The 19,649-nt window shown below is 54.6% G+C and carries 18 protein-coding genes; 13 read left to right on the top strand and 5 right to left on the bottom strand.

From position 1 onward, the window contains the following. Positions 1 to 20 precede the first annotated feature (20 nt). Genes ABJI30_RS02125 through ABJI30_RS02115 form a run of 3 tightly spaced genes read right to left on the bottom strand, consistent with a single transcriptional unit; the run spans position 21 to position 3,869 of the window. Positions 21 to 1,121, bottom strand: a complete 1,101-nt coding sequence (locus ABJI30_RS02125; protein WP_348015260.1) for an NAD(P)-dependent alcohol dehydrogenase — start codon at positions 1,119 to 1,121, stop codon at positions 21 to 23. After that, positions 1,108 to 1,968, bottom strand: a complete 861-nt coding sequence (locus ABJI30_RS02120; protein WP_348015259.1) for an isocitrate lyase/PEP mutase family protein — start codon at positions 1,966 to 1,968, stop codon at positions 1,108 to 1,110. Before ABJI30_RS02120 ends, ABJI30_RS02125 begins: the two co-directional genes overlap by 14 nt. Continuing rightward, positions 1,965 to 3,869: an AMP-binding protein gene (locus ABJI30_RS02115; RefSeq protein WP_348015258.1), complete on the bottom strand. Its 1,905-nt coding sequence runs from the start codon at positions 3,867 to 3,869 to the stop codon at positions 1,965 to 1,967. The genes ABJI30_RS02120 and ABJI30_RS02115 overlap by 4 nt, the downstream gene beginning before the upstream one ends. Positions 3,870 to 4,008: 139 nt before the next feature. Here ABJI30_RS02115 and ABJI30_RS02110 point away from each other — a divergent pair, with 139 nt between their 5' ends. Both ABJI30_RS02110 and ABJI30_RS02105 read left to right on the top strand, forming a co-directional pair. Continuing rightward, positions 4,009 to 4,347 (top strand): hypothetical protein, encoded by a 339-nt coding sequence (locus tag ABJI30_RS02110; RefSeq protein ID WP_348015257.1) that lies wholly within the window; start codon positions 4,009 to 4,011, stop codon positions 4,345 to 4,347. A 13-nt stretch (positions 4,348 to 4,360) separates the two neighbouring features. After that, positions 4,361 to 5,452 carry a class I SAM-dependent methyltransferase gene (locus tag ABJI30_RS02105; RefSeq protein ID WP_348015256.1) on the top strand — a complete coding sequence of 364 codons (1,092 nt, stop codon included), beginning with the start codon at positions 4,361 to 4,363 and terminating at the stop codon, positions 5,450 to 5,452. Position 5,453: 1 nt separating this feature from the next. Here ABJI30_RS02105 and ABJI30_RS02100 read toward each other — a convergent pair whose 3' ends face one another. After that, positions 5,454 to 6,623, bottom strand: coding sequence for an FAD-dependent monooxygenase (locus ABJI30_RS02100; RefSeq protein WP_348015255.1), 1,170 nt, complete (start codon positions 6,621 to 6,623; stop codon positions 5,454 to 5,456). Then, entirely contained in the window at positions 6,620 to 8,206 is a 1,587-nt protein-coding gene (locus tag ABJI30_RS02095; protein WP_348025361.1) for an FAD-binding oxidoreductase, read from the bottom strand. The genes ABJI30_RS02100 and ABJI30_RS02095 overlap by 4 nt, the downstream gene beginning before the upstream one ends. A gap of 120 nt (positions 8,207 to 8,326) precedes the next feature. Here ABJI30_RS02095 and ABJI30_RS02090 point away from each other — a divergent pair, with 120 nt between their 5' ends. The 11 genes from ABJI30_RS02090 to ABJI30_RS02040 are packed head-to-tail and all read left to right on the top strand — an operon-like array spanning position 8,327 to position 19,646. Then, positions 8,327 to 9,703 (top strand): MFS transporter, encoded by a 1,377-nt coding sequence (locus ABJI30_RS02090; protein WP_348015253.1) that lies wholly within the window; start codon positions 8,327 to 8,329, stop codon positions 9,701 to 9,703. Then, complete coding sequence (locus tag ABJI30_RS02085; RefSeq protein ID WP_348015252.1) at positions 9,703 to 11,181, top strand: aldehyde dehydrogenase family protein; 1,479 nt, start codon at positions 9,703 to 9,705, stop codon at positions 11,179 to 11,181. The genes ABJI30_RS02090 and ABJI30_RS02085 overlap by 1 nt, the downstream gene beginning before the upstream one ends. Further along, on the top strand, positions 11,178 to 11,987 hold the full coding sequence (locus ABJI30_RS02080; protein WP_348015251.1) for an alpha/beta fold hydrolase: 810 nt from the start codon (positions 11,178 to 11,180) through the stop codon (positions 11,985 to 11,987). The genes ABJI30_RS02085 and ABJI30_RS02080 overlap by 4 nt, the downstream gene beginning before the upstream one ends. A 9-nt stretch (positions 11,988 to 11,996) precedes the next feature. Continuing rightward, the gene (locus tag ABJI30_RS02075; RefSeq protein WP_348015250.1) at positions 11,997 to 12,497 is read left to right on the top strand and encodes a cupin domain-containing protein; all 501 of its coding nucleotides are present in this window, start codon (positions 11,997 to 11,999) and stop codon (positions 12,495 to 12,497) included. Then, entirely contained in the window at positions 12,497 to 13,480 is a 984-nt protein-coding gene (locus tag ABJI30_RS02070; protein ID WP_348015249.1) for an ornithine cyclodeaminase family protein, read from the top strand. The genes ABJI30_RS02075 and ABJI30_RS02070 overlap by 1 nt, the downstream gene beginning before the upstream one ends. Next, the gene (locus ABJI30_RS02065; RefSeq protein WP_348015248.1) at positions 13,464 to 14,741 is read left to right on the top strand and encodes a serine hydrolase; all 1,278 of its coding nucleotides are present in this window, start codon (positions 13,464 to 13,466) and stop codon (positions 14,739 to 14,741) included. The genes ABJI30_RS02070 and ABJI30_RS02065 overlap by 17 nt, the downstream gene beginning before the upstream one ends. 6 nt (positions 14,742 to 14,747) lie before the next feature. Next, positions 14,748 to 16,175 carry an MFS transporter gene (locus ABJI30_RS02060; RefSeq protein WP_348015247.1) on the top strand — a complete coding sequence of 476 codons (1,428 nt, stop codon included), beginning with the start codon at positions 14,748 to 14,750 and terminating at the stop codon, positions 16,173 to 16,175. Further along, entirely contained in the window at positions 16,172 to 17,212 is a 1,041-nt protein-coding gene (locus ABJI30_RS02055; protein WP_348015246.1) for a class I SAM-dependent methyltransferase, read from the top strand. The genes ABJI30_RS02060 and ABJI30_RS02055 overlap by 4 nt, the downstream gene beginning before the upstream one ends. Further along, complete coding sequence (locus ABJI30_RS02050; protein ID WP_348015245.1) at positions 17,209 to 17,499, top strand: hypothetical protein; 291 nt, start codon at positions 17,209 to 17,211, stop codon at positions 17,497 to 17,499. The genes ABJI30_RS02055 and ABJI30_RS02050 overlap by 4 nt, the downstream gene beginning before the upstream one ends. Then, positions 17,496 to 18,443, top strand: coding sequence for a hypothetical protein (locus ABJI30_RS02045; RefSeq protein ID WP_348015244.1), 948 nt, complete (start codon positions 17,496 to 17,498; stop codon positions 18,441 to 18,443). Before ABJI30_RS02050 ends, ABJI30_RS02045 begins: the two co-directional genes overlap by 4 nt. Before the next feature lie 3 nt (positions 18,444 to 18,446). Next, positions 18,447 to 19,646, top strand: coding sequence for a serine hydrolase (locus tag ABJI30_RS02040; protein WP_348015243.1), 1,200 nt, complete (start codon positions 18,447 to 18,449; stop codon positions 19,644 to 19,646). Positions 19,647 to 19,649 lie beyond the last annotated feature (3 nt).

Raw genomic sequence — 19,649 nt, 5'->3', positions numbered from 1 at the left:
CATTACCTTTGGGCATTGAATTAGGAAAAAGTCAGAACCGGCTTGATCACGGTCCCGCTGCGCTGCGCTTCAAACGCGGCAGCAATGTCTTCGAACGAATATTCTGTAATCAGTTCATCATAGGGAAGATGTCCGATCCGATGCTGCTCGATCAACCACGGAATAAAGCTGTCGGGGACGCTATCACCTTCGATTATGCCGGTCATGCTGGTGGTCATGAAAGGCAGTCCGCCCGGATGTGAGACAGGGTCTTCAAAACCGCCGGGCAATGTCAGGATGCCGAGATTGCCGCCGGGATGGAGACAGGCAATGGCCGCTTCAAAGGTGCTCTGCGTGCCAGCGCTGTCGAGCGCATAGGACACTCCGCCTTCGGAAGCAGCCAGTGTTTTTTCCACAAACTCCGGATCATCGCCGCTGATAATCTCATGTGCACCATATTTTTGCGCAAGCTTCAACCTGTCCCTGTGCAAGTCGCTGGCAATAATCGGTGAACATCCGGCGATTTTGGCTGCCATGATCGCGGCCAAACCAACCGCGCCACAACCGATGACAAGCAGCGGCCGCCCTGCCCGGGCCGCGAAATTATTGATGACCGCTCCGGCTCCGGTCTGGATGCCGCAGCCCAATGGCGCGGCGGTCGTATATTCCATGTCATCCGGCATCAGAATGGCGTTTCGCTCTGTAACCAGGGCATGGGTTGCAAAACTGCTTTGCTGGAAAAAGGCTCCACCAATCTCTGTGCCATCCGGACGTTTCAGCGCCGGCCGTACGCGCCGGCCTTCAATGTTCAAAGCGATATTGTCGAAGCAATAGGCCGGATGGTCATCCGCACAGTTACGGCAATGACCGCAATAACCGAATGTCGCCACGATACGGTCTCCGGCTTGAAACCTGGTAACGTCTTCGCCGGTTGCCACCACGACCCCGGCGCCTTCATGCCCGAACACCCGGGGAGTTTCTGACCATTCGGATATCCCGATATCCGTGTGGCAGATGGCAGCAGCCTTTACTGCGATCACCAGTTCATCAGGCAACGGATCATCCAGCAGAAGTTGCTCGATAACCGGAGCTGCGCCTTTGCCCGCGCTAACTGCAGCTCTGATCTCCCTAGGCACCGCCATGCCTTTTCTGCAACGCGACAACGTCGTCGATACCGAGCAGACGAGACATGTCACCAAAATCAAAATGCCCGACACCGTCGCCATTGGCATCACCGGATTTCAGGTTCGCATAGAAATTCTTCGCTGCTTGCGCTGCAGCCAGCGGTGCGCCAGCGGGATAAATGACGAGCTTTGCACCCAGTGCCTGATAATCAGCCGGAGCCAGGATTGGCGTGAATCCGCCATGGGCAGCGTTGACCAGCAACGGCTTGCTGACCCGGCTCGCAGCCTCTCTGATTTCATCCAGATTTTTCGGCGCTTCCAGGAACAGGATATCCGCGCCATTGTCCGCATAAGCGTTTAATCTGGTGATCGCAGAATCAAGGCCTTCGGTTCTGCGCGCATCGGAACGGGCAATAATCAAGATATCGCCTTCTCCCCGGGCTTCTACCGCCACATGCATCCGGCGGATCATCTCTTCCGCTTCAACCGAAACAGCCTGGCCGACATGACCGCAGATTTTGGGAAAGCCTTGATCCTCAATCTGCATCGCGGCAATTCCGGCTGTCTGATACCCTTTTACCGCATGCGCAAGATTGGCAAGGCTGCCAAAACCGGTATCTGCATCCGCAATGATCGGCGCTTTGCTCTTGGCCGCAAAGCCAGAAAATATACGCAGAAAATCACTATAGCCTGCGACTCCGACGTCCGGTTCTCCCATGGCAGAGGCCGTGCCCCAATAGCCGGATGCATAATGCGCATCAAAGCTCATTTCATTGGCCATCAGCAAGCTCATGTGATCATAGATACCGGGTGCTGCGATAATATTGTCGCCTGCCAGTTTCGCTCTTAGATCTGTTCCACTCATTCGGCACCGGTTCCTTGATCAAATAGCTTGAAATACTCATCGAGCACTGCACGATCTTCAATCGTCGCAGGTATTTTTGGTTCCTCGCCATCGGCAATCTGCCGGATATTACGGCGCAAGATCTTCCCTGATCGGGTCTTGGGCAATTTGCTGACAACATGAACCTGCTTGAATGCAGCAACCGGACCGATTTCTCGCCGGACATCGGCAACAAGCTCTTGCGCCAGTTCGCCCGGATCACGATCTGCACCAGCTTTCAACACCACGAAACCTCCAGGCACCTGACCTTTCAAATCATCGTGGATGCCAACGACAGCACATTCCGCCACGGCCCTGTTTGCGGCCAGTACTTCTTCTATCGCAGATGACGACAGCCGGTGTCCGGCGACGTTGATCACATCATCGATCCGCGTCATCACAAATACAAACCCGTCTTCATCAATATATCCGGCATCCCCGGAAAGATAATAGCCTTCATAGCGCTCGAGATAGGCATCGACATAGCGATCCTCAGCGTTCCAGAGCGTGGTGGCAGCACCTGGTGGAAGCGGAAGTTTTGCCACAATTGCACCGGTTTCATTGGCTTCTACCGACTTGCCATCATCACCCAGACATTCGATCTGCCAACCCGGCATCGGGACGCTGGTCGATCCCGGTTTGAGCGGCAATTCCTCTATACCCAGCGGATTGGCGCATATCGCCCAGCCGGTTTCCGTTTGCCACCAATGATCCACAACCGGCTTTCCAAGCAGCTTCCCGATCCAGTCCAGCGTGCTGGGATCCGTGCGCTCGCCCGCGAGATAGACCGCTTGAAGCGCGCTAAAATCATGTCCGGAAGCCAGATTACCTTGCGGATCGACCTGCTTGATCGCGCGAATGGCTGTCGGTGCTGTAAAAAAACTGCGAACTTTGTGCTTTGCAATAATTTTCCAGAATATTCCGGCATCGGGTGTTCCGACCGGCTTTCCTTCAAAAATCACCGTCGCATTGCGGTTGAGGAGCGGACCGTAGACAATATAGCTGTGACCGACGACCCAACCGACATCGCTGGCAGCCCAATAGGTCTCGCCCGGCGGGCAGTTGTACAGGCCCTCCATCGTCCATGTGAGCGCCGCCAGATATCCGCCGGTATCCCGAACAATGCCTTTGGGCTGTCCCGTCGTTCCGGATGTATAAAGAATGTAAAGCGGATCGGTGGCAGCGACAGGAACACATGCAGCCGGCGATGCTTTGGCGAGTTCCCGTGCCCAGTCCAGATTGGTCTCCGCCCCCAGATCTGCTTCGTTCTGTTCTCGCTGCCAATAGATGGTCGCATCTATCTTGTGTTCCGCCAGTTCATAAGCATTTTCGAGGATCGGCTGATAGGGCAATATCTTCGCGCCTTCGATACCGCAGGATGCGGCAATCACCAGCTTGGGTGTGGCATCATCGATACGCACAGCCAGCTCCTTCGCGGCAAAACCGCCAAACACGACTGAATGAACCGCTCCGATTCGTGCGCAAGCCAGCATCGCAATCACCGCTTGTGGCGAATTGGGCATGTAGATCAGGACGCGTTCGCCCTTTGTCACTCCCCGCGCCTGCATCGCACCGGCAAGTCTTGCCGTTGCGTTTTGAAGACTTGCAAAGCTGAGCTGCTCGGATATCCGGGTTACCGGGCTCTCATAAAATATCGCGGTCTGATCGCCAAAACCCGCTTCAACATGACGATCGACGCAGTTATAGCAGGCATTCAGCTCGCCACCGCCAAACCAGCGCGGGATAGGCCCGTCGCCGGGGCCAACCAGCGTGTCCCACGGCTTCGTCCAGCTAAGCTTTTCGGCCACCTGTCCCCAGAATTTCTCAGGCTGTTCTGCAGCGAAACCGTATAGATCGGCATAATTGTCGAATGTGCTGGTCATATCCTCTCCCTTGCCGATTTCCTGTGATAAGTTACTCTGACTGTTATTCATATCCATTGCGCGGATATAATTATGGTCGCCTTTGAGCGATCGACTGCTGACAGGCATAACCTAAGCAAGATGATCCGGGTGATAGAAAATGAATGATGAGTCGCAAAAAATGGAAGTTCCTGAAGAATTGGGTGACGAGATTGGCGGCAATGGTCGCGTCTATTTCGAGAATGTTGTCATCGACAATCTGCTCGACGCCCTGTTGGAATTATCGGCAACGGTCTGGACCCATCATGATCGCGTGATCGTGCTCGAAAAAATTCTCGCTGCGAAAGGCATTGAGGTCAGCGAAGAAATTGAAGCGCATTTGCCTGACGAAGCAGAAATAGCGGCGCGGGCCGTGGAACGGGATGCGTTCGTTGAACGAATTTTCGGTGCCTTTTTGCGCCGCCCCACCCATGATCTGGCTGAAAAAGCAGATATCTAAAAGGAGTTTATCGATGGACCGTGGACATATTGGCGTCTTGCCTCGCCCGACAAAATTGGCGGATGAGAGCTATCTGGAATTTGTGACTTCATTTCGGAAATTTGCCATTCAAAAGGGTTTTCCGGTTATGTCAGCCAATGGCGAAGCGGCGCTGGGCAAGGCGTTGGAAAGCGGTGAAGTAAAAAAACCGGCTGACGGCGAAGAATTGTCCCTCGACGAGATCAAGAAGGTTTTTTCAAAAGTGCCATTTACGCCGACCTGGCAGCGCTTTGTTCGCTCTCAGCAGGAAATGATGTGGCGCGGGACTCGCAAAAGCTTCTTCCGCAATGCCGACAAGATCATGGCCGATATGGATGCGGCGGAGAAATCCCACCCTGACAATATTCATTATGACCCGTCTTTCGAGCCCCCGAAATATACACGCTGTGAAATCCACTGTCAGCCAGGTGGCTATACGGATGATCCCCTGGGCGGTGCCGTTTTCCATTACGGTACCAAAATCTTCTATGAAGGCTTCAACGATCAGGATGAGCTGCACATTGAGCATGCAGAAAAAACGACAAAGCCAGCCGATGGCAAGATCGAACGCATTCTGGATGTGGGCTGCAGCATTGGCCAATCTACAACGGTACTGAAAGACCTGTATCCAGACGCCGAAGTCTGGGGCCTGGATGTCGGTTTACCGCTCATCCGCTATGCCCACATGCGGGCCGTTCAACAGGGCAAGGATGTCCATTTCAAACAGGCGCTGGCCGAAGATAGCGGCTATCCGGACGATCATTTCGACATGATACTCGCTTACATTCTTTTTCACGAAGTACCGGTCAAAAAGATGAAGGAAATTGTCGCCGAACTGTTCCGGATTTTACGACCCGGCGGTGTCTTTTCGATTCTGGAATTTCCAAATAATGACAAGGGCCAGGTGCCTGCCGGTTATCGCTTCATGATCGACAATGACAGCCGCGACAATTGCGAACCTTATTCTCCTGCCTTTGTGGCGAGTGATTTCAAGGGCATCCTGGAAGCGACCGGTTTCACCGTGGAGCAAGGGCCAGCGGTAACCAATGATTTCCTGCAATCTTTGATCGCGACCAAACCGGCATAAGCTATACAACCAGCGGAACGGTCACAGGATCATAAGCAAAGATACCCAGGGAATCTTCGTTTTTGATCGGTGTGTCGCGAAAAGCATCGGGATTGATCGCCTGCAATCTTTCGCCACCAAGATTGGATTCGCGTTGCAAAAGCGATGCCCGCTCGATCCGTGTATCTCGATATATTTTCAACGCTTCATCCGGTGTGTTCGCAGCCGTAAAGGCGCGGCCAAGAATGACGCCGTCCTCGATTGCGCATGACGCCCCCTGCCCCATGTAGGGCAGCATGGGATGCGCCGCGTCGCCCAGCAAAGCGGTCCGGCCACTAATCCATGTGTCCAGCGGTTTGCGAACGAATAGTCCCCAGCGATATAACTCATCGCCCGGAATCGCTTCCAGCAAATCCTGCACGTAGTCTGCCCAGCCTTCGTAATGCTGCGCCAGCTCGCTTTTCTCGGCTTTGGCGTTCCAGCTTTCCTCAGCCCACTCATCGGCCTTGGTCAGAGCAACAATATTGACCAATTGTGTTCCGCGAACCGGATAGCTCACAATGTTGCGGCCGGTCCCCAGATGATTGATATTGAACCGGTCAACCGACAGCGCGCTCAGCTTTTCGGCCGGAACAAGTGCGCGCCAAGCGACATGACCGCTGAACTCAGGAGGCTCATTGTCAAACAGGCTATCACGCACAACAGACCGTAGTCCGTCCGCCGCAATCGCCACATCGACCCGTTCGCTGGTTCCGTCTTCAAATGTCAGCGTCACCCCATCATCACCGCTTTCAATAGCAGTGAGTGACTTGACCATGGCACAATTCTCGCGGCCAAACCCGTCAATCAGCATGTTAAGCAGATCGGCCCGATGGAGCTGGCAATAGGCAGCTTTGTAGGTGTCCCTGCAATCCCGGCGATCGATCGCCTGCAACAATTCTCCGGTTTCCCCATGATATAATCGCTGTTCGAGCGGTTCATTCGCATGGCCGTTCAGAAAGTCAGCAAAACCCAGTGATTCGAGCCCCAAAGTCGCATTGGGTGACATGGATATGCCGGCTCCGACTTCCCCGAATTCAGGCGCGCGTTCAAAAATGCGCGGAGCAAATCCGGCCTTTTGCAGTGCGATACCCGCAGTCAGACCGCCAATACCGCCACCGATGATTGCTATGTTCAATTCCTTGTTGATCAAAGTCCCAAAGCTCCCGGGTTGATGATATTGTCAGGGTCCAGTGCCTGCTTCAGGTCACGCAGCAACGTCGCAGCTCCGCCTTCCCGGTTTTCGGCATAGGGATAAAGTCGTCCGATCTGAAAGTGGCCACCGCCATGCCGATGAACAAGGATATTGAAAGCTTCTACAAACTCTCCAACCAGCTCTCTGGCAGGCAGATTTTCAGGATAGACAGACATTTGGCCATCCAGATATTCGGGCGTACGGCGGCGATGATATTCGTATAGCGCATCTGGCCAGTAAAAGACCGGTTCGTAGAGCAATCCAACTCCGGCAATTCCGGCGAAAAACTCGGCGACGGTTACATCAACAGCATCCATTTTTTCAGAAAAGCGGGCTTTGAGCGCGCTGTAGTCCAGGTGAAAGTCATGCAGTGCGGAAGCTGGGAATACCCCGTGAATGGGCAGCATCCGGCGGCCATCTGGATGAGTCACGGGCAGTACGGGAAAAGGATCAGCCCGCGTCATCAAGGGAACCGTGTTGACGATTTCCGTGCCTGATCTGGCAAAGCCGCGAATGGCGTTGATCCGGCTTTTCAATTCTGCCTTGTCCCGGCCTTCCACAACAAAATGAGCGGTATATTTGGCTTTGTCCAGGAAACGGCGACCTCCCATTGCGATCTTCGCCATCCGGCCAACAGCAGCGACCGGATTGCCCGCTGCTTTGCCAATACGCCACATCGCCTTTGCGTCTTCAACGAGATTGGCCGGTCCGGCGTTTTGCCGCGCAACGTCGCCATCCATCGCAATCATTTCCGAGGAGAGCCGCCGGGCAGACAATTCAGAAAACAGCTCGGCCATATTGTCAAAATCATCATAGGCAAAGGACAAGCCGCTGACATGCGGCGGACGGGGTTCCGTTTCGAGCGTGACAGCAGTCTTGATACCGAGAGCGCCGGCGTCATTGGCAAAAATTCCGGTAAGGTCGGGTCCGAAATTGCGATTGAACGGCGAAGTTCCTTTTGATCCATCCGAACCCGTACGGATTAGCTCTCCGGCACCCGATATGATTTCAAAACTTTTCACGGCATTGGCCGATGCACCGGTTGTGCCTGAACCAAATGTCACCGTGCCCTGGCTCATAGAGCCGCCGACTGTTGCCGAACCGCCCGACATCGGTCCCCAGAACCGGGCGCGCAGGCCATGCTTGGCCAACGAGGCATCCAGTGCCGCCCAGGTACAACCCGATTCCACTGTTACACTTTGATTCTGCACAGAAATTTCGCGGATGGCCGACAGATTCGAGAAATCGAGCATGATTGCGTTATCGTGAGTCGGCTGAAACGCCTTCGTATACGACATGCCGCCGCCACGCAGGAAAATCGAAAGTCCTGATGTCCGGCAAAGGTGCACTATTTCGACAACCGCTGCAGGGGTCGACGGACTAGCCACGGCAATCGGCAGTGCGCCTTCAAAAAACAGATCCTGGGAAAAAAAACGCAGGTCCGCATCGCTGGTACTGATCGCATCTGCACCGCAGATAGCAATGAGCTTTTCCAGCAGATCGCTTTCTCCGTGATTTGACGTGCTCGCTTCCATTGTCATCCTGTTGTGATGCGGTAGCATGGATGCAAAGGCGAGAGTAGCAAACTTGTTATCCGGCTGACGGTTAAACACGCTTCTTGTAATGTCACGGAAGCAATGAAATCATAAGCTTGCACATATATGACCACAGTCGCACCACCAATCAAACCCAATGAAACGGTCGCGGAAGTTTCAAGCGACAGCGCGAGCTGGTCGCCGGTTCGTTCGTGGTTGGTCGTGGCAGCACTCTCCTTTGCCGGTATCGTAAGTTATATCGACCGCCAGATCATCAATCTGCTGGTCGACCCGATCAAGGCAAATCTCGGGCTATCGGATGTTCAGATCAGCCTGTTACAGGGGTTTTCCTTTGCGCTTCTCTATGCCGTCATGGCAATTCCGCTAGCCTGGCTGGCAGATCATTATAATAGAAAATGGGTAATATTGGCCGGTGTCCTTGTCTGGTCTGCGGCAACGTTCGGCAGCGGCATGGCGATGGGTTTTGTTTTTCTGTTCTTCGCGCGCATGCTGGTGGGTGTCGGGGAAGCGACCTTGTCTCCGGCAGGCTTTTCAATGCTGAGTGACTATTTTCCGAAAGAGAAACTTCCCGCCGCGATCAGCGTGTTTACCGGCACCGGCTTTCTGGGCTCTGGACTGGCGCTCGTGATTGGCGGATATCTCTATGCGAAACTGGTTGAAATGGGGCCTACGACATTGCCGTTTGGAACCTTTCAGCCATGGCAAATGACATTTTTTGCTGTTGCGCTGCTCAGCGTCCCGGTCTTTCTCTTCCTCCTTTTGATCCGCGAACCGGTAAGGCGGGAAGGCAATGTGGTTCTCGCGGCCGAAGACGCTCCACCCGCGCTGGAAATCATCAGCTTTATCAAGGATAATGCCAGAGTTTTTCTGCCGCTTTTTTTTGGTTTCTCTTGCTTTGCCGGCGCACAATTTGGCATCGGCGCATGGGCACCAAGCTATTTTATCCGGGTCCACGAATGGACGCAACTCGAGGTAGGCCAGTTTTTCGGTCCCGTCGTAATGTTCGGTGGTGTTGCCGGCGTGATCGCAGGCGGCTTTGCGGCCGAACGCATGCTTGGCCGCGGCAGCAAGGACGCGACGCTTCGGCTCCCGATTATGGCTGTCCTGTGCGCTCTGCCCTTTGCCATCGCTTTCCCGCTGGTGACTTCTCCATGGCTGGCACTGGGGTTGCTGGCGCTCGTCCTGTTCTTTGGCACAGTGCCTTTTGGTGCCGGTGTATCGACATTTCCGCTGATCACCCCCAACCGCATGCGCGCGCAGGTCATCGCGGTCTATCTGCTGATCGCAAATCTTCTCGGCTATTCGGCCGGACCTTTGCTGGTCGCATGGCTCACCGACAATGTCTTTGGCTCGCCTGATGCAATCAACCAGTCACTCGCGCTTGCGCCGCCTGCCACCATGCTTGTCGGACTGGCACTCGTGATACTGGCCCTGAAGCCATATCGCATTATGATACAGAAAATCGAAACGGAGTCTCTTTAGTGGCCTTGATCAATCTCGCTCCCGAAACCCGGTCTTTCATTGACCGGGATCAGAAACTGCTGATCGGTGGTAAATGGCTCGATGCCGGAACCGAGGCGCAAATCGATGTTATCAACCCTGCTGACGGTTCGCGGATTTCTGGCATTGGGAATGCCAGTCATACAGATGTCGACCATGCTGTCGTCACAGCGCGTGCCGCTTTTGAGAGCGGGGCATGGCCAGAGATGAAGCCGGGTGAACGTTCGCGGGTCATCCACAAAATCGCGGATTTGATGGAGGCACATGCCGAAGAACTGGCGCAACTGGAAACACTCGACAATGGCAAGCCGATCAATTTCGCGCGCGGAGATGTCGCCGCATCCATCGGCGCGTTCCGCTATTATGCAGGCTGGGCAGACAAGATTCAGGGCACCACCCACACCATAAACCTGCCTGGCGATCACCATGTCTACACGGTGAAAGAACCGGTTGGCGTGGTTGCGCTGGTGGTGCCCTGGAATTATCCGCTGGTGATGGCTGCAATGAAACTGGGGCCAGCACTCGCAGCAGGCTGCACCGCAGTGCTAAAACCCGCAGAAGACACTTCGCTTTCTGCTCTGCGGCTCGGGGAAATCGCACTGGAAGCGGGCTTGCCCGAAGGCGTGCTGAACATCGTCACGGGCTATGGCCACTCGGTTGGAAATGCCTTGGTAAATCACCCCGGTATCGACAAAATCGCGTTTACCGGCTCCACGGCCACCGGAAAAATCATTGCCCATGCGGCAGCGGAGAACCTTACAAAACTCACTCTTGAACTGGGCGGAAAATCACCGAACATCATCATGCCTGATGCGGATCTGGAGAAAGCCATTCCCGCTTCCGCAATGGGAATATTCTTCAATAGCGGCCAGACATGTACCGCACCATCGCGCATCTATGTGCATGAAGATGTGAAGGACGAGGTCATCAAGGGCATATCGGATTTCGGCAAATCCATGAAGCTGGCACCGGGCCTGGATGATGAAAGCACGATGGGTCCGCTGGTTTCGGAGAAGCAATTTGAGCGCGTGAGTGGCTATATCGAAGCGGGACAAAAAGAGGGTGCAGAAATCGCATCGGGCGGTGTGCGTCATGGTGAGAAAGGGTATTTCCTTGAACCAACCGTCATTGACCAGACCAATAATGACATGAAGATTGTGCAGGAAGAAATTTTTGGCCCGGTCCTCGTGGCTCAAAGTTTCAAGACAGAGGCAGAAGCGCTGGCGCTGGCCAATGACACGCAATTTGGTCTGGCAGGCGCGGTGTGGACCAGGGATATTTCTGTCGCCCATCGCATGGTCGGCAAGATCAAGGCCGGTATCATGTGCATTAACTCCGTCATGGGGGCCGACTGGGATGTTCCGCTCGGCGGCTACAAACAGTCCGGCATTGGCCGGGAAAATGGCAAGGACGGCCTCGAAAATTATCTCAACACAAAGACGGTGTTCATGGCCCTATGAGCGTAATTCCAACCGAGACCCAGCGCATTGATGTCGGTGATGCTGAAATCCATGCCGAAATCACCGGCAGCGGACCGGATTTACTTCTTGTTGCCGGCCTTGGCGGGCGCGGCGCTTTCTGGAACAACCAGATACAGGCCTTTGCGACAGACTTTCGTGTGATCACATTCGATCATCGCGGTTGCGGCAACAGCACACCGGACAAGGTTGTTTACGGCGCCGAACATATGGCCAAAGACGTGCTTGCGCTGATGAACGCCATGAACATTGCGCAGGCCAGTCTTGTGGGACATTCCACTGGCGGCGCAATCGGCCAACATATCGCGCTCGACCATCCGGACCGACTGGCAAAGCTGGTTCTTTCATGCAGCTGGGCTGGTCCCGACACCTATCTCACCGAACTGTTCAGGACGCGGCGGGAAATCCTGATCAGTTGCGGACCACTCGCTTATCTCACGGTGGGCACATATCTCGCCATGCCCAGTTCCCATCTGCAACCGCAAATGGCATCGGCACGGGCATTCATGGAAGAACGTCTGGCGGCATTCCCCGGACTCGAGGTCGAGCTTTCCCGGATCAATGCGGTTTACACGCATGATCTGCGCAGCCGCCTGCATCATATCAAAACACCAACATTGTGCATCGGGTCTGCCGATGACCAGATCACCCCTCCGGGATTTACCGAAGAGATGGGACAGTTGATCGAAGGTGCAGAAACACATTTACTGGATCGCGGCGGACATTTCAGTCCGATTGTCTCAACAGAAATATACAACAAACACGTGCGGGAATTTTTGACGCGATAGGAGATCGTCATGGCGGATGACATTACCAAGGGAAAATCGGTCATAATCGGACCGGATGGCGGACGTTCGCTTTGGCAACCCATGCCGTCACGCGGCTATGTCGATGTCAATCTGACGCCGGACAACATGCCCTATGATACCTTTTCCAGCGGGATTCAGCTTTTGCCCCCTGGCTGTATGGTGCGCGAGCACGGGCATAAACAAAATCACGAACTTGTCTTTGTCTACGAAGGCACGGGTGAAGTGGATATTGATGGTGAGGTTTCGAGATTCGTTCCCGGCACGACCATCCTGTTCGCTCGCAATTGCACACACTGGATCAAGAATACCGGCGACATAGACATGAAAATGTTCTGGGTTTTCTTTCCCCCGGGGCTGGAAGACTGGTTTTACGCAATTGGCAAGGATCGCAAGCCTGGAGAACCCATGCCGGAACCGTTCGACCGACCGGATAATGTTCAGGAAGTGATGGATAAAATGCGCTTTCTGCCACCAAGGAACGCCGGTTGATGCGTATCATTACGCAATCCCAGGTCGAACGTCTTTTGCCGGTTGGTGTTTGCGTGGACGTGATGCGACAGGCGATGATTGCCACTTCGCGCCGAGACGTCACTTTACCCATCCGACAGTTTATGCCGGTGCCGGACGCGGCCGGGAAACTGGCGATCATGCCGGGAACACTGGGTGATCCGGCATGTTTCGGAATCAAACTGGTGTGTAAATATGACCGACCTCATGGCGATCCTCTGGGCACGCATGTCGGAATGGTGATGCTGTTTGATAGCGTAAAAGGCATCCCGCTAGCGATGATTGAGGGTAGCTCGCTCACCGCGATACGAACATCTGCGGCCAGCGCTCTGGCCACCGATCTACTCGCACGCAAAAATGCAACACGGTTGGCTATCCTGGGCAATGGTGAACAGGCTATGCGCCACGTCCACGCGATGCGGGCCGTGCGCGATATTGATCATATCAGCATTTGGGGCCGTGACCAAACCCGCACGGAGACCTTTGCCGGAGCTGTCGCAGCAGCGACAGGCATCGAAACCATCGCTCATGACAGTGCCGCCGGTGCTGTTGCCGAAGCGCAAATTATCTGCACGACCACGTCAGCCAAAAAACCAATATTATTGGGTGCGGATCTGGGTCCCGGCCAGCATATCAATCTGGTCGGTTCCGCCATTCCCACCACCGCCGAAGTCGATGACGCGTCGGTAGCACGGTCGCGATTCTATGTAGATTATCATGATGCGGCGATGGCCGCAGCCGGAGAATTGCTGGGCGCTATTGAGCGCGGCGTGGTGACGGAAGACCATATTGTCGGCGAAATTGGAGCCGTAGCAGATGGAAAAACCGCCGGACGCCAAAGCGACGAGGAGATTACCATCTACAAATCCCTGGGCGTGTCCGCACAGGATTTGGCCGCCGCGCACGCCATCTGGCGCTTGGCCGAAACCGAAGATGGAGGAGTAACCATTGACCTTCTGGACTAAACCCGAACTTCTGATTCTGCCCTTCGCCCTTGTCATTGCAGGCTGTGCAACTGCGCAGGACACCGTTGCTGTCACTCCAACAGAGGACCCGGCCGCCGACGAAGCGCTTTATATGAAACGCTTTGAAGCACAAAGAAGTGCTGCGATCGAGGGCGGCGGGCTTCCTGCATATGATCCACTGGAACATGTGCGCGGCGTCGCCAGTTATCTGCCGCTGCCGAGCGCGAAAGGACGTATCGGGATTGACGCCCTGCTTCAGGCGGAAAAATTTGCGGAGGAGCGCAAGAGTTCAACTTTTCTCGTCTGGCATGATGGAGCCTTGGTCATGGAAAGCTATTTCGCGGGAGCTGACCGCAACTATCTGGTCAATTCAAAATCACTGGCCAAGCCCTTGACGGCGATTATTATCGGACGTGCTATCCAGCAGGGCCATCTGAAATCACTCGATCAGCCTGTCGCCGATTTCATCACCGAATGGAAAAATGATCCCGGCAAATCAAAAATACGTATACGCCATCTTCTCGACATGCGTACCGGCTTGTTGCCGCAGGGATTTGGCGAAGGACCAGAGCACGTGCTTAACCGGGCCTATTTGCATCCGCGCCATGACGAGGTGATCATCAATGAATATCCGCTCGTCAACGAACCGGGTAGCCGGTATGAATATGCCAATGCCAATTCGGAGCTGGTAGCGCCGCTGATCGAACGCGCGACGGGCCAGCGCTACCACGACTATGTCAGCGATGCGCTTCTGATCCCGATTGGCGCACAAGGCGGCACTGTCTGGGTCAACCGGCCTGGCGGCACGGCACATTCGGGATGTTGCATCCAGTTGCCTGGCCAGACATGGGCGCGACTGGGCATCTTGTTGCTCAACAATGGTCTCTGGGAAGGCAAAGAATTGCTCCCCGAAGGCTATGTCAGCAAAATGCGCGCCGCCAGCGCTGAAAATCCGCATGCTGGTCTCGGTGTCTGGATTGCCGGTAAATATGTCAAAGGCCGCGGTCCGCTGAATCCGTCGATTGATGCGGGAAAAACCCTGCACAGCGAACCCTATGCCGACAAAGATCTGTTTCTGTTTGACGGCAATGGCAGCCAGGTCGTCTACATTGTACCATCACAGAAACTGGTCATCGTGCGAACAGGCGGACGTCCGACGAAGGACAAACCATGGGACAATAGTTACATTCCCAACCTGATCATTGATGCGATCGAGAGAGGACCGGGCGATACCGCACCGGTTCCGCAAGAGAGGAACTAGTCGAATATGGCAACCGTGATCGACACCCCGTCTGGCCAGGCCGACGGCACACTTCCCGTTTCCCTGAAACTGGGCTGGGGATCCGGGGCGTTCGGCATCGCCATATTGATGAATGGCGTTTCCGGTTTGATATTGCTTTTCACCGCAAGTATCCTGCAGATCGAACCGTGGCTGGCAGGTCTCGTCATCTTCCTTGCCAAGCTAATCGACGTGGTCACTGATCCGGTCGTTGGCGTCTGGAGTGATCGCCATGATTCGTCCAGAGGACGACGCAGGCCGTTTCTGTTATGGGGCGCGATTGCCGGGGCAGTCAGCTTTGCATTGATCTTTACAGCACCGTCCTTCGAGAATCAGTATCTCACCGCATTTTACATCTTCATCGTTCTAAGTTTCTACGCGCTCGCGTACACAATCTACAATATTCCCTACATGTCGATGCCAGCGGAAATGACCGACAGCTACCATGAGCGTTCTTCCATCCACGCGTATCGCATGGTGTTTATTTCACTTGGTTCATTCATCGCGACCGCAGGAGTGAAAGTGGTACTTGAAGCGCTCGGGAAAACCGAACCATCGAGCTATGCGATTGTGGGTATTGGCTGTGCGGTACTGATCTTGATCAGTACTCTGATCGCCTATTTCGCCACTGGTTCCGCGCGTTTCACCAAGGGAGAGGCAAAAAGTACCAAAAGCAATGCTGCGCAAATTGTCGACGAGTTTAATGCAGTTCGCAGCAACCGCCACTTCCTGCGTCTGATTGGTGTAAAATTTGCACAATTACTCGGCGTGCAGACATCCGGCGCGGCATTTGCCTATTTCTTTGTGCAGAGCCTGGGACGTGACTTCAACGTTTTGGCGATATTCGGTACAACGGTTACGATCTCAACAATTATATTTGCTCCGTTGCTGATTAAGTTCTCCAAGTTATATGGTAAGAAAAACACCTACTATCTGGCGGCTAGCGTGAACATATTATACGCACTGAGCTGGTCACTCGCGAGCGAAGGCGAACCCGTTTGGTCGATCGTTCTGCGCGGCTCTTTAGTGGGAATCGCCTTTACCGGCAATGTGGTCATGGCGATGTCGATGCTAACAGATATTATCAATGCCGATGCTAACCGAACGGGCGTGCGGCGAGAGGGCGCTTTCACCTCGCTATACAGTTTTGTAGAGAAGCTCACCGGTGCCGTCGGTCCCCTGATAGTAGGTTTCGCACTTTCAATTGCAGGCTTTAACAACAAGCTCCCCTTCGACGTACCGCAGGGCGGAAATGTCGATACGGCTCTGTTGATGTCCGTGAGCTGGTTGCCAGCAATTTTTGGACTTGTCGCCGTATGGATTTTGTCAGGCTACAAGCTGACAGAAGAGGAATTGCAAGCTAATGGTTTCCGCAGCAGCTCTGCCAGTGAACCCAATCAAGAGGAGAAATCATGATGGAACTTCATGACCCAAAATTGAAGCAGCGAGGCCGTGCCTCGGTCGATTTTCTTGCGCAGATGGGCATTGCCGCAGGACCGGTCCTGCAAAAAGTAGGTGGAGAGATTGCCGAAAAGATCAACACAGATAATCTGCCGGATGACCTCGATGCCCGTGACCAGACGATCAATAGCGCGCTGTCAGAATCATCCGCTTATGCAACGCAGCGCCTTATGGGCGATTGGCATGGGCGCAACCACGGCCAGATTGCGATCGAAGCATTTGAAGAGATCTTGCCGGACCTGCAATCCACCCTGGATGCAACAACCAATGGCCCGGCAAGTCTGGAGCTTGATCCTGATCTGAAACTTCCCGCTTACTGGGACGGTGTACATTTCCACCGCACAAGCGGCGGTTGGGATGGCCACGAACACATGGGTTACGTTCATGGTGAGATAATTCACAAGAAAATGGTGGCTCGCTTTTTTCCGGGCGGGATTTTCCAGCAGCGCCACGCGGTTGCGGCAATGGCACCGCGTGACAGCTATGAACGAATTCTCGACATGGGCTGTTCGAGTGGGCATTTCACATGCGGGCTGGCGAATGCTTATCCAGACGCGCAAATCACCGGTATCGATCTGTCCGCGCGAATGCTGGAGCACGCCTATCGCACCGCCAATGCCAATGGCTGGAACTGGAAGCTTTATCAAAGGGCAGCAGAAAATTGCGGCTTTGAAGATGCCAGCTTTGATCTGGTGGCATCTTACATTCTGATCCACGAAATTCCTGCCGATGTTGTGGAACAGGTATTTGCCGAAGCATTTCGTGTGCTCGAACCCGGCGGCGACATGATCATGTCAGATGCCACTCGCTATGCCGATCTCGACAAGCTGAGTGTGTGGAAAGCAGATCGCGGTGCCAAATATGGCGGCGAACCGTTCTGGCGCGAAACTGCCAGCCTCGACCTCGCCGAAGTCGCAAGGAAGGTCGGTTTTGTCGACGTGACCGCCGAAGGGACCTATCCGCATGTTGTGAAAGGACGCAAACCGGCATGAGCACGCCAAATCGCGACAATCCCACCAGCTTCAACTTTCCCGACGGCGATCTGCTGCGGCCCAGACACATAGACAATCTTGGTCGCGCCCTGATCAGTCTGACCCGCGAGATCTGCGTGCTGACCGACCGGCAGATGGTGCTTGAAAAAATACTCGCCGACAAGGGGATCGACGTTGCCGATGCGGTAGACACCTATCAACCTGACCAAGCAATGCAGAGCCAGCTGGATGAACGTACGGGGGCGATTATCAAGACGATCGTCAGTGATCTTACGGGTACGAGATGATCGAACGGCGCAGTCTGCTTGGCCGCGCTGCCTGGCTATTGCTGTTGGTCCATGCCGGCCCGGCGCTTGCGGGTCCGGTAGCAGACAAGACATCCGGTCCGGCGCCTGCATCCACTGCGGTTGAGGTTCAGACGGAACTCACGACTGGCAATGGTCATCGTTTTCCGGTTACGATATTCTCACCATCCCGGTCAGGTTGCTTTCCGGTGATAATTTTTTCTGCCGGCGCATTTTCAAGCCCCGACCGTTACCTCAATATGCTCCAGCCGATCGCGGAAGCCGGTTACGTCATCCTTGCGCCGACACATCTCGATGCGGAAATACTGGCACTTGATCCCAAACCAAAATCGGAAACCGTATGGAAGACCCGCAATGCTGAATTGGCCTATCTTGCGACTGTCCCCGAATCACTGGTTACTCTGCTGGACAGGCATAAAATCAAGATGAACAAAACCCGCATGGCACTGCTCGGCCATAGCTACGGCGCGCTCATCGCGCAGCTGGGTGCGGGCGCTGTGGCGACGGAACCGGATGGCACTCGCCCAAACCGCAAGATTCCGGGTGTTGATGCGCTTATAGCCTTTTCACCTCCCGGACCTGTCAGCAAGGTGATCGATAGTGATGGCTGGTCATCCATTGATGTGCCGAGCCTGACCGTGACCGGCACCGCAGATATATTGCCGGGATTCATCGATGACTGGCGACTGCACAAGGCCGGATATGCCGCAACGCCAAAGGGTACACGGTGGCTATGGGTTGGCGAAGAGGTTGACCATTATTTTGATGGTCTGTTCGGGCGAGCTGGATCGCAACGTCCGATTATCGCCGCGCGTTTTGATCACGCGATCGCCACCACAATAAACTTTCTGGATATTCATTTAAAGTCGGCTGAAGCTGCAGAACATCCTGCGCCACTGGCGGGTGTTGAAGTGACAAGGGACTAGATAATGATGCGCCCGAAACAGGTGATATTCTTGACAGTGCTGCTTTCATCACTTGTCGCGTGCATGACGCCGGCTGACAATCCGGTTCCGCAGCGCGACATCGCGGCCGCGTCAGAAGCTCTGAAGGGTGCAACGGTTCTGGATGTAGGCCTGTTTCAGCCCACGGTGACCATTGGCGACAACTGCACCCGTCGACCGCTGGCAAATGATGCTGCCAGAATCCCGGCCAGTGTCGCGACAGCCGTTGCCGCAGCAGCCAGTTATTCCAAAGAGCAGAAAGGTGTCGGCCTCGTCATTTTGAAAGACGGGAAGATTTTGCACGAAAGCTATACTGGCGACGCCAGCGCCGCGACCCCCACGGACAGCTATTCCATGCACAAATCCGTGCTGGCGCTGGTCTACGGGATCGCAATTGATGAAGGTATTATCGGGTCGCTGGATGATCGTGCCGAACGCTATATCACCGAGTGGAAAAACGATCCGCGCGGACAGATTACGCTGAAACAGCTTCTCAATATGGAGAGCGGGTTGAAGCTTTATGATTTTTCAGATCCTGATGGCAAATCGATGGAACTGCTGCTGGGAGCCGACATTAACGCGGTGGCACTGGACTATCCGTTAGCCGACGCACCCGGTGCAGAATTTCGCTATAACAACGTCAATAGCCAGGTCGCCGGTATAGCGCTGGAACGCGCGCTCCGGAAAAACGGCCATGACAGCTATGCCGATTATCTGAACCAGAAACTCTGGTGTCCCCTTGGCAATGGCAAGGCAGACCTTTGGCTCGACCGAGAAGGCGGTGCCCCCCACTATTTCTCAGCGCTATTTACAACACCGCATAACTGGGTACGGATCGGGGAATTAATCCGTAATGAAGGGGCCTTCCAAGGCAAACAGATTGTCTCCGCGCGATGGATCAAGGCCATGGTCCAGCCTTCGTCAACCAATCCCAATTACGGCCTGCACACATGGCTGGGCTCGCCCTATGTTCCCAAGCGCCGATACAGCCAGCAAAACCCGCTGGCGGTCATTCACGGCGCGCCCTTTCTCGCCGAGGATGTGGTATTCTTTGACGGGTTTGGGGGACAGCGCGTCTATGTCGTTCCATCCAGAGGCCTTACGATCGTCCGGACAGGACAGGTCAACTTCGCCTATGACGATGCCAAAATCGTCAACCTGATCCTTGATGGCCTCGTGCGCTAACAC

Origin of the sequence: Parasphingorhabdus sp. (genome assembly GCF_039968395.1) — a bacterium.
GTDB lineage: Bacteria > Pseudomonadota > Alphaproteobacteria > Sphingomonadales > Sphingomonadaceae > Parasphingorhabdus.
The sequence above is the reverse complement of the archived record's forward strand: the minus strand, read 5'-3'. Positions and strand labels throughout refer to the sequence as shown.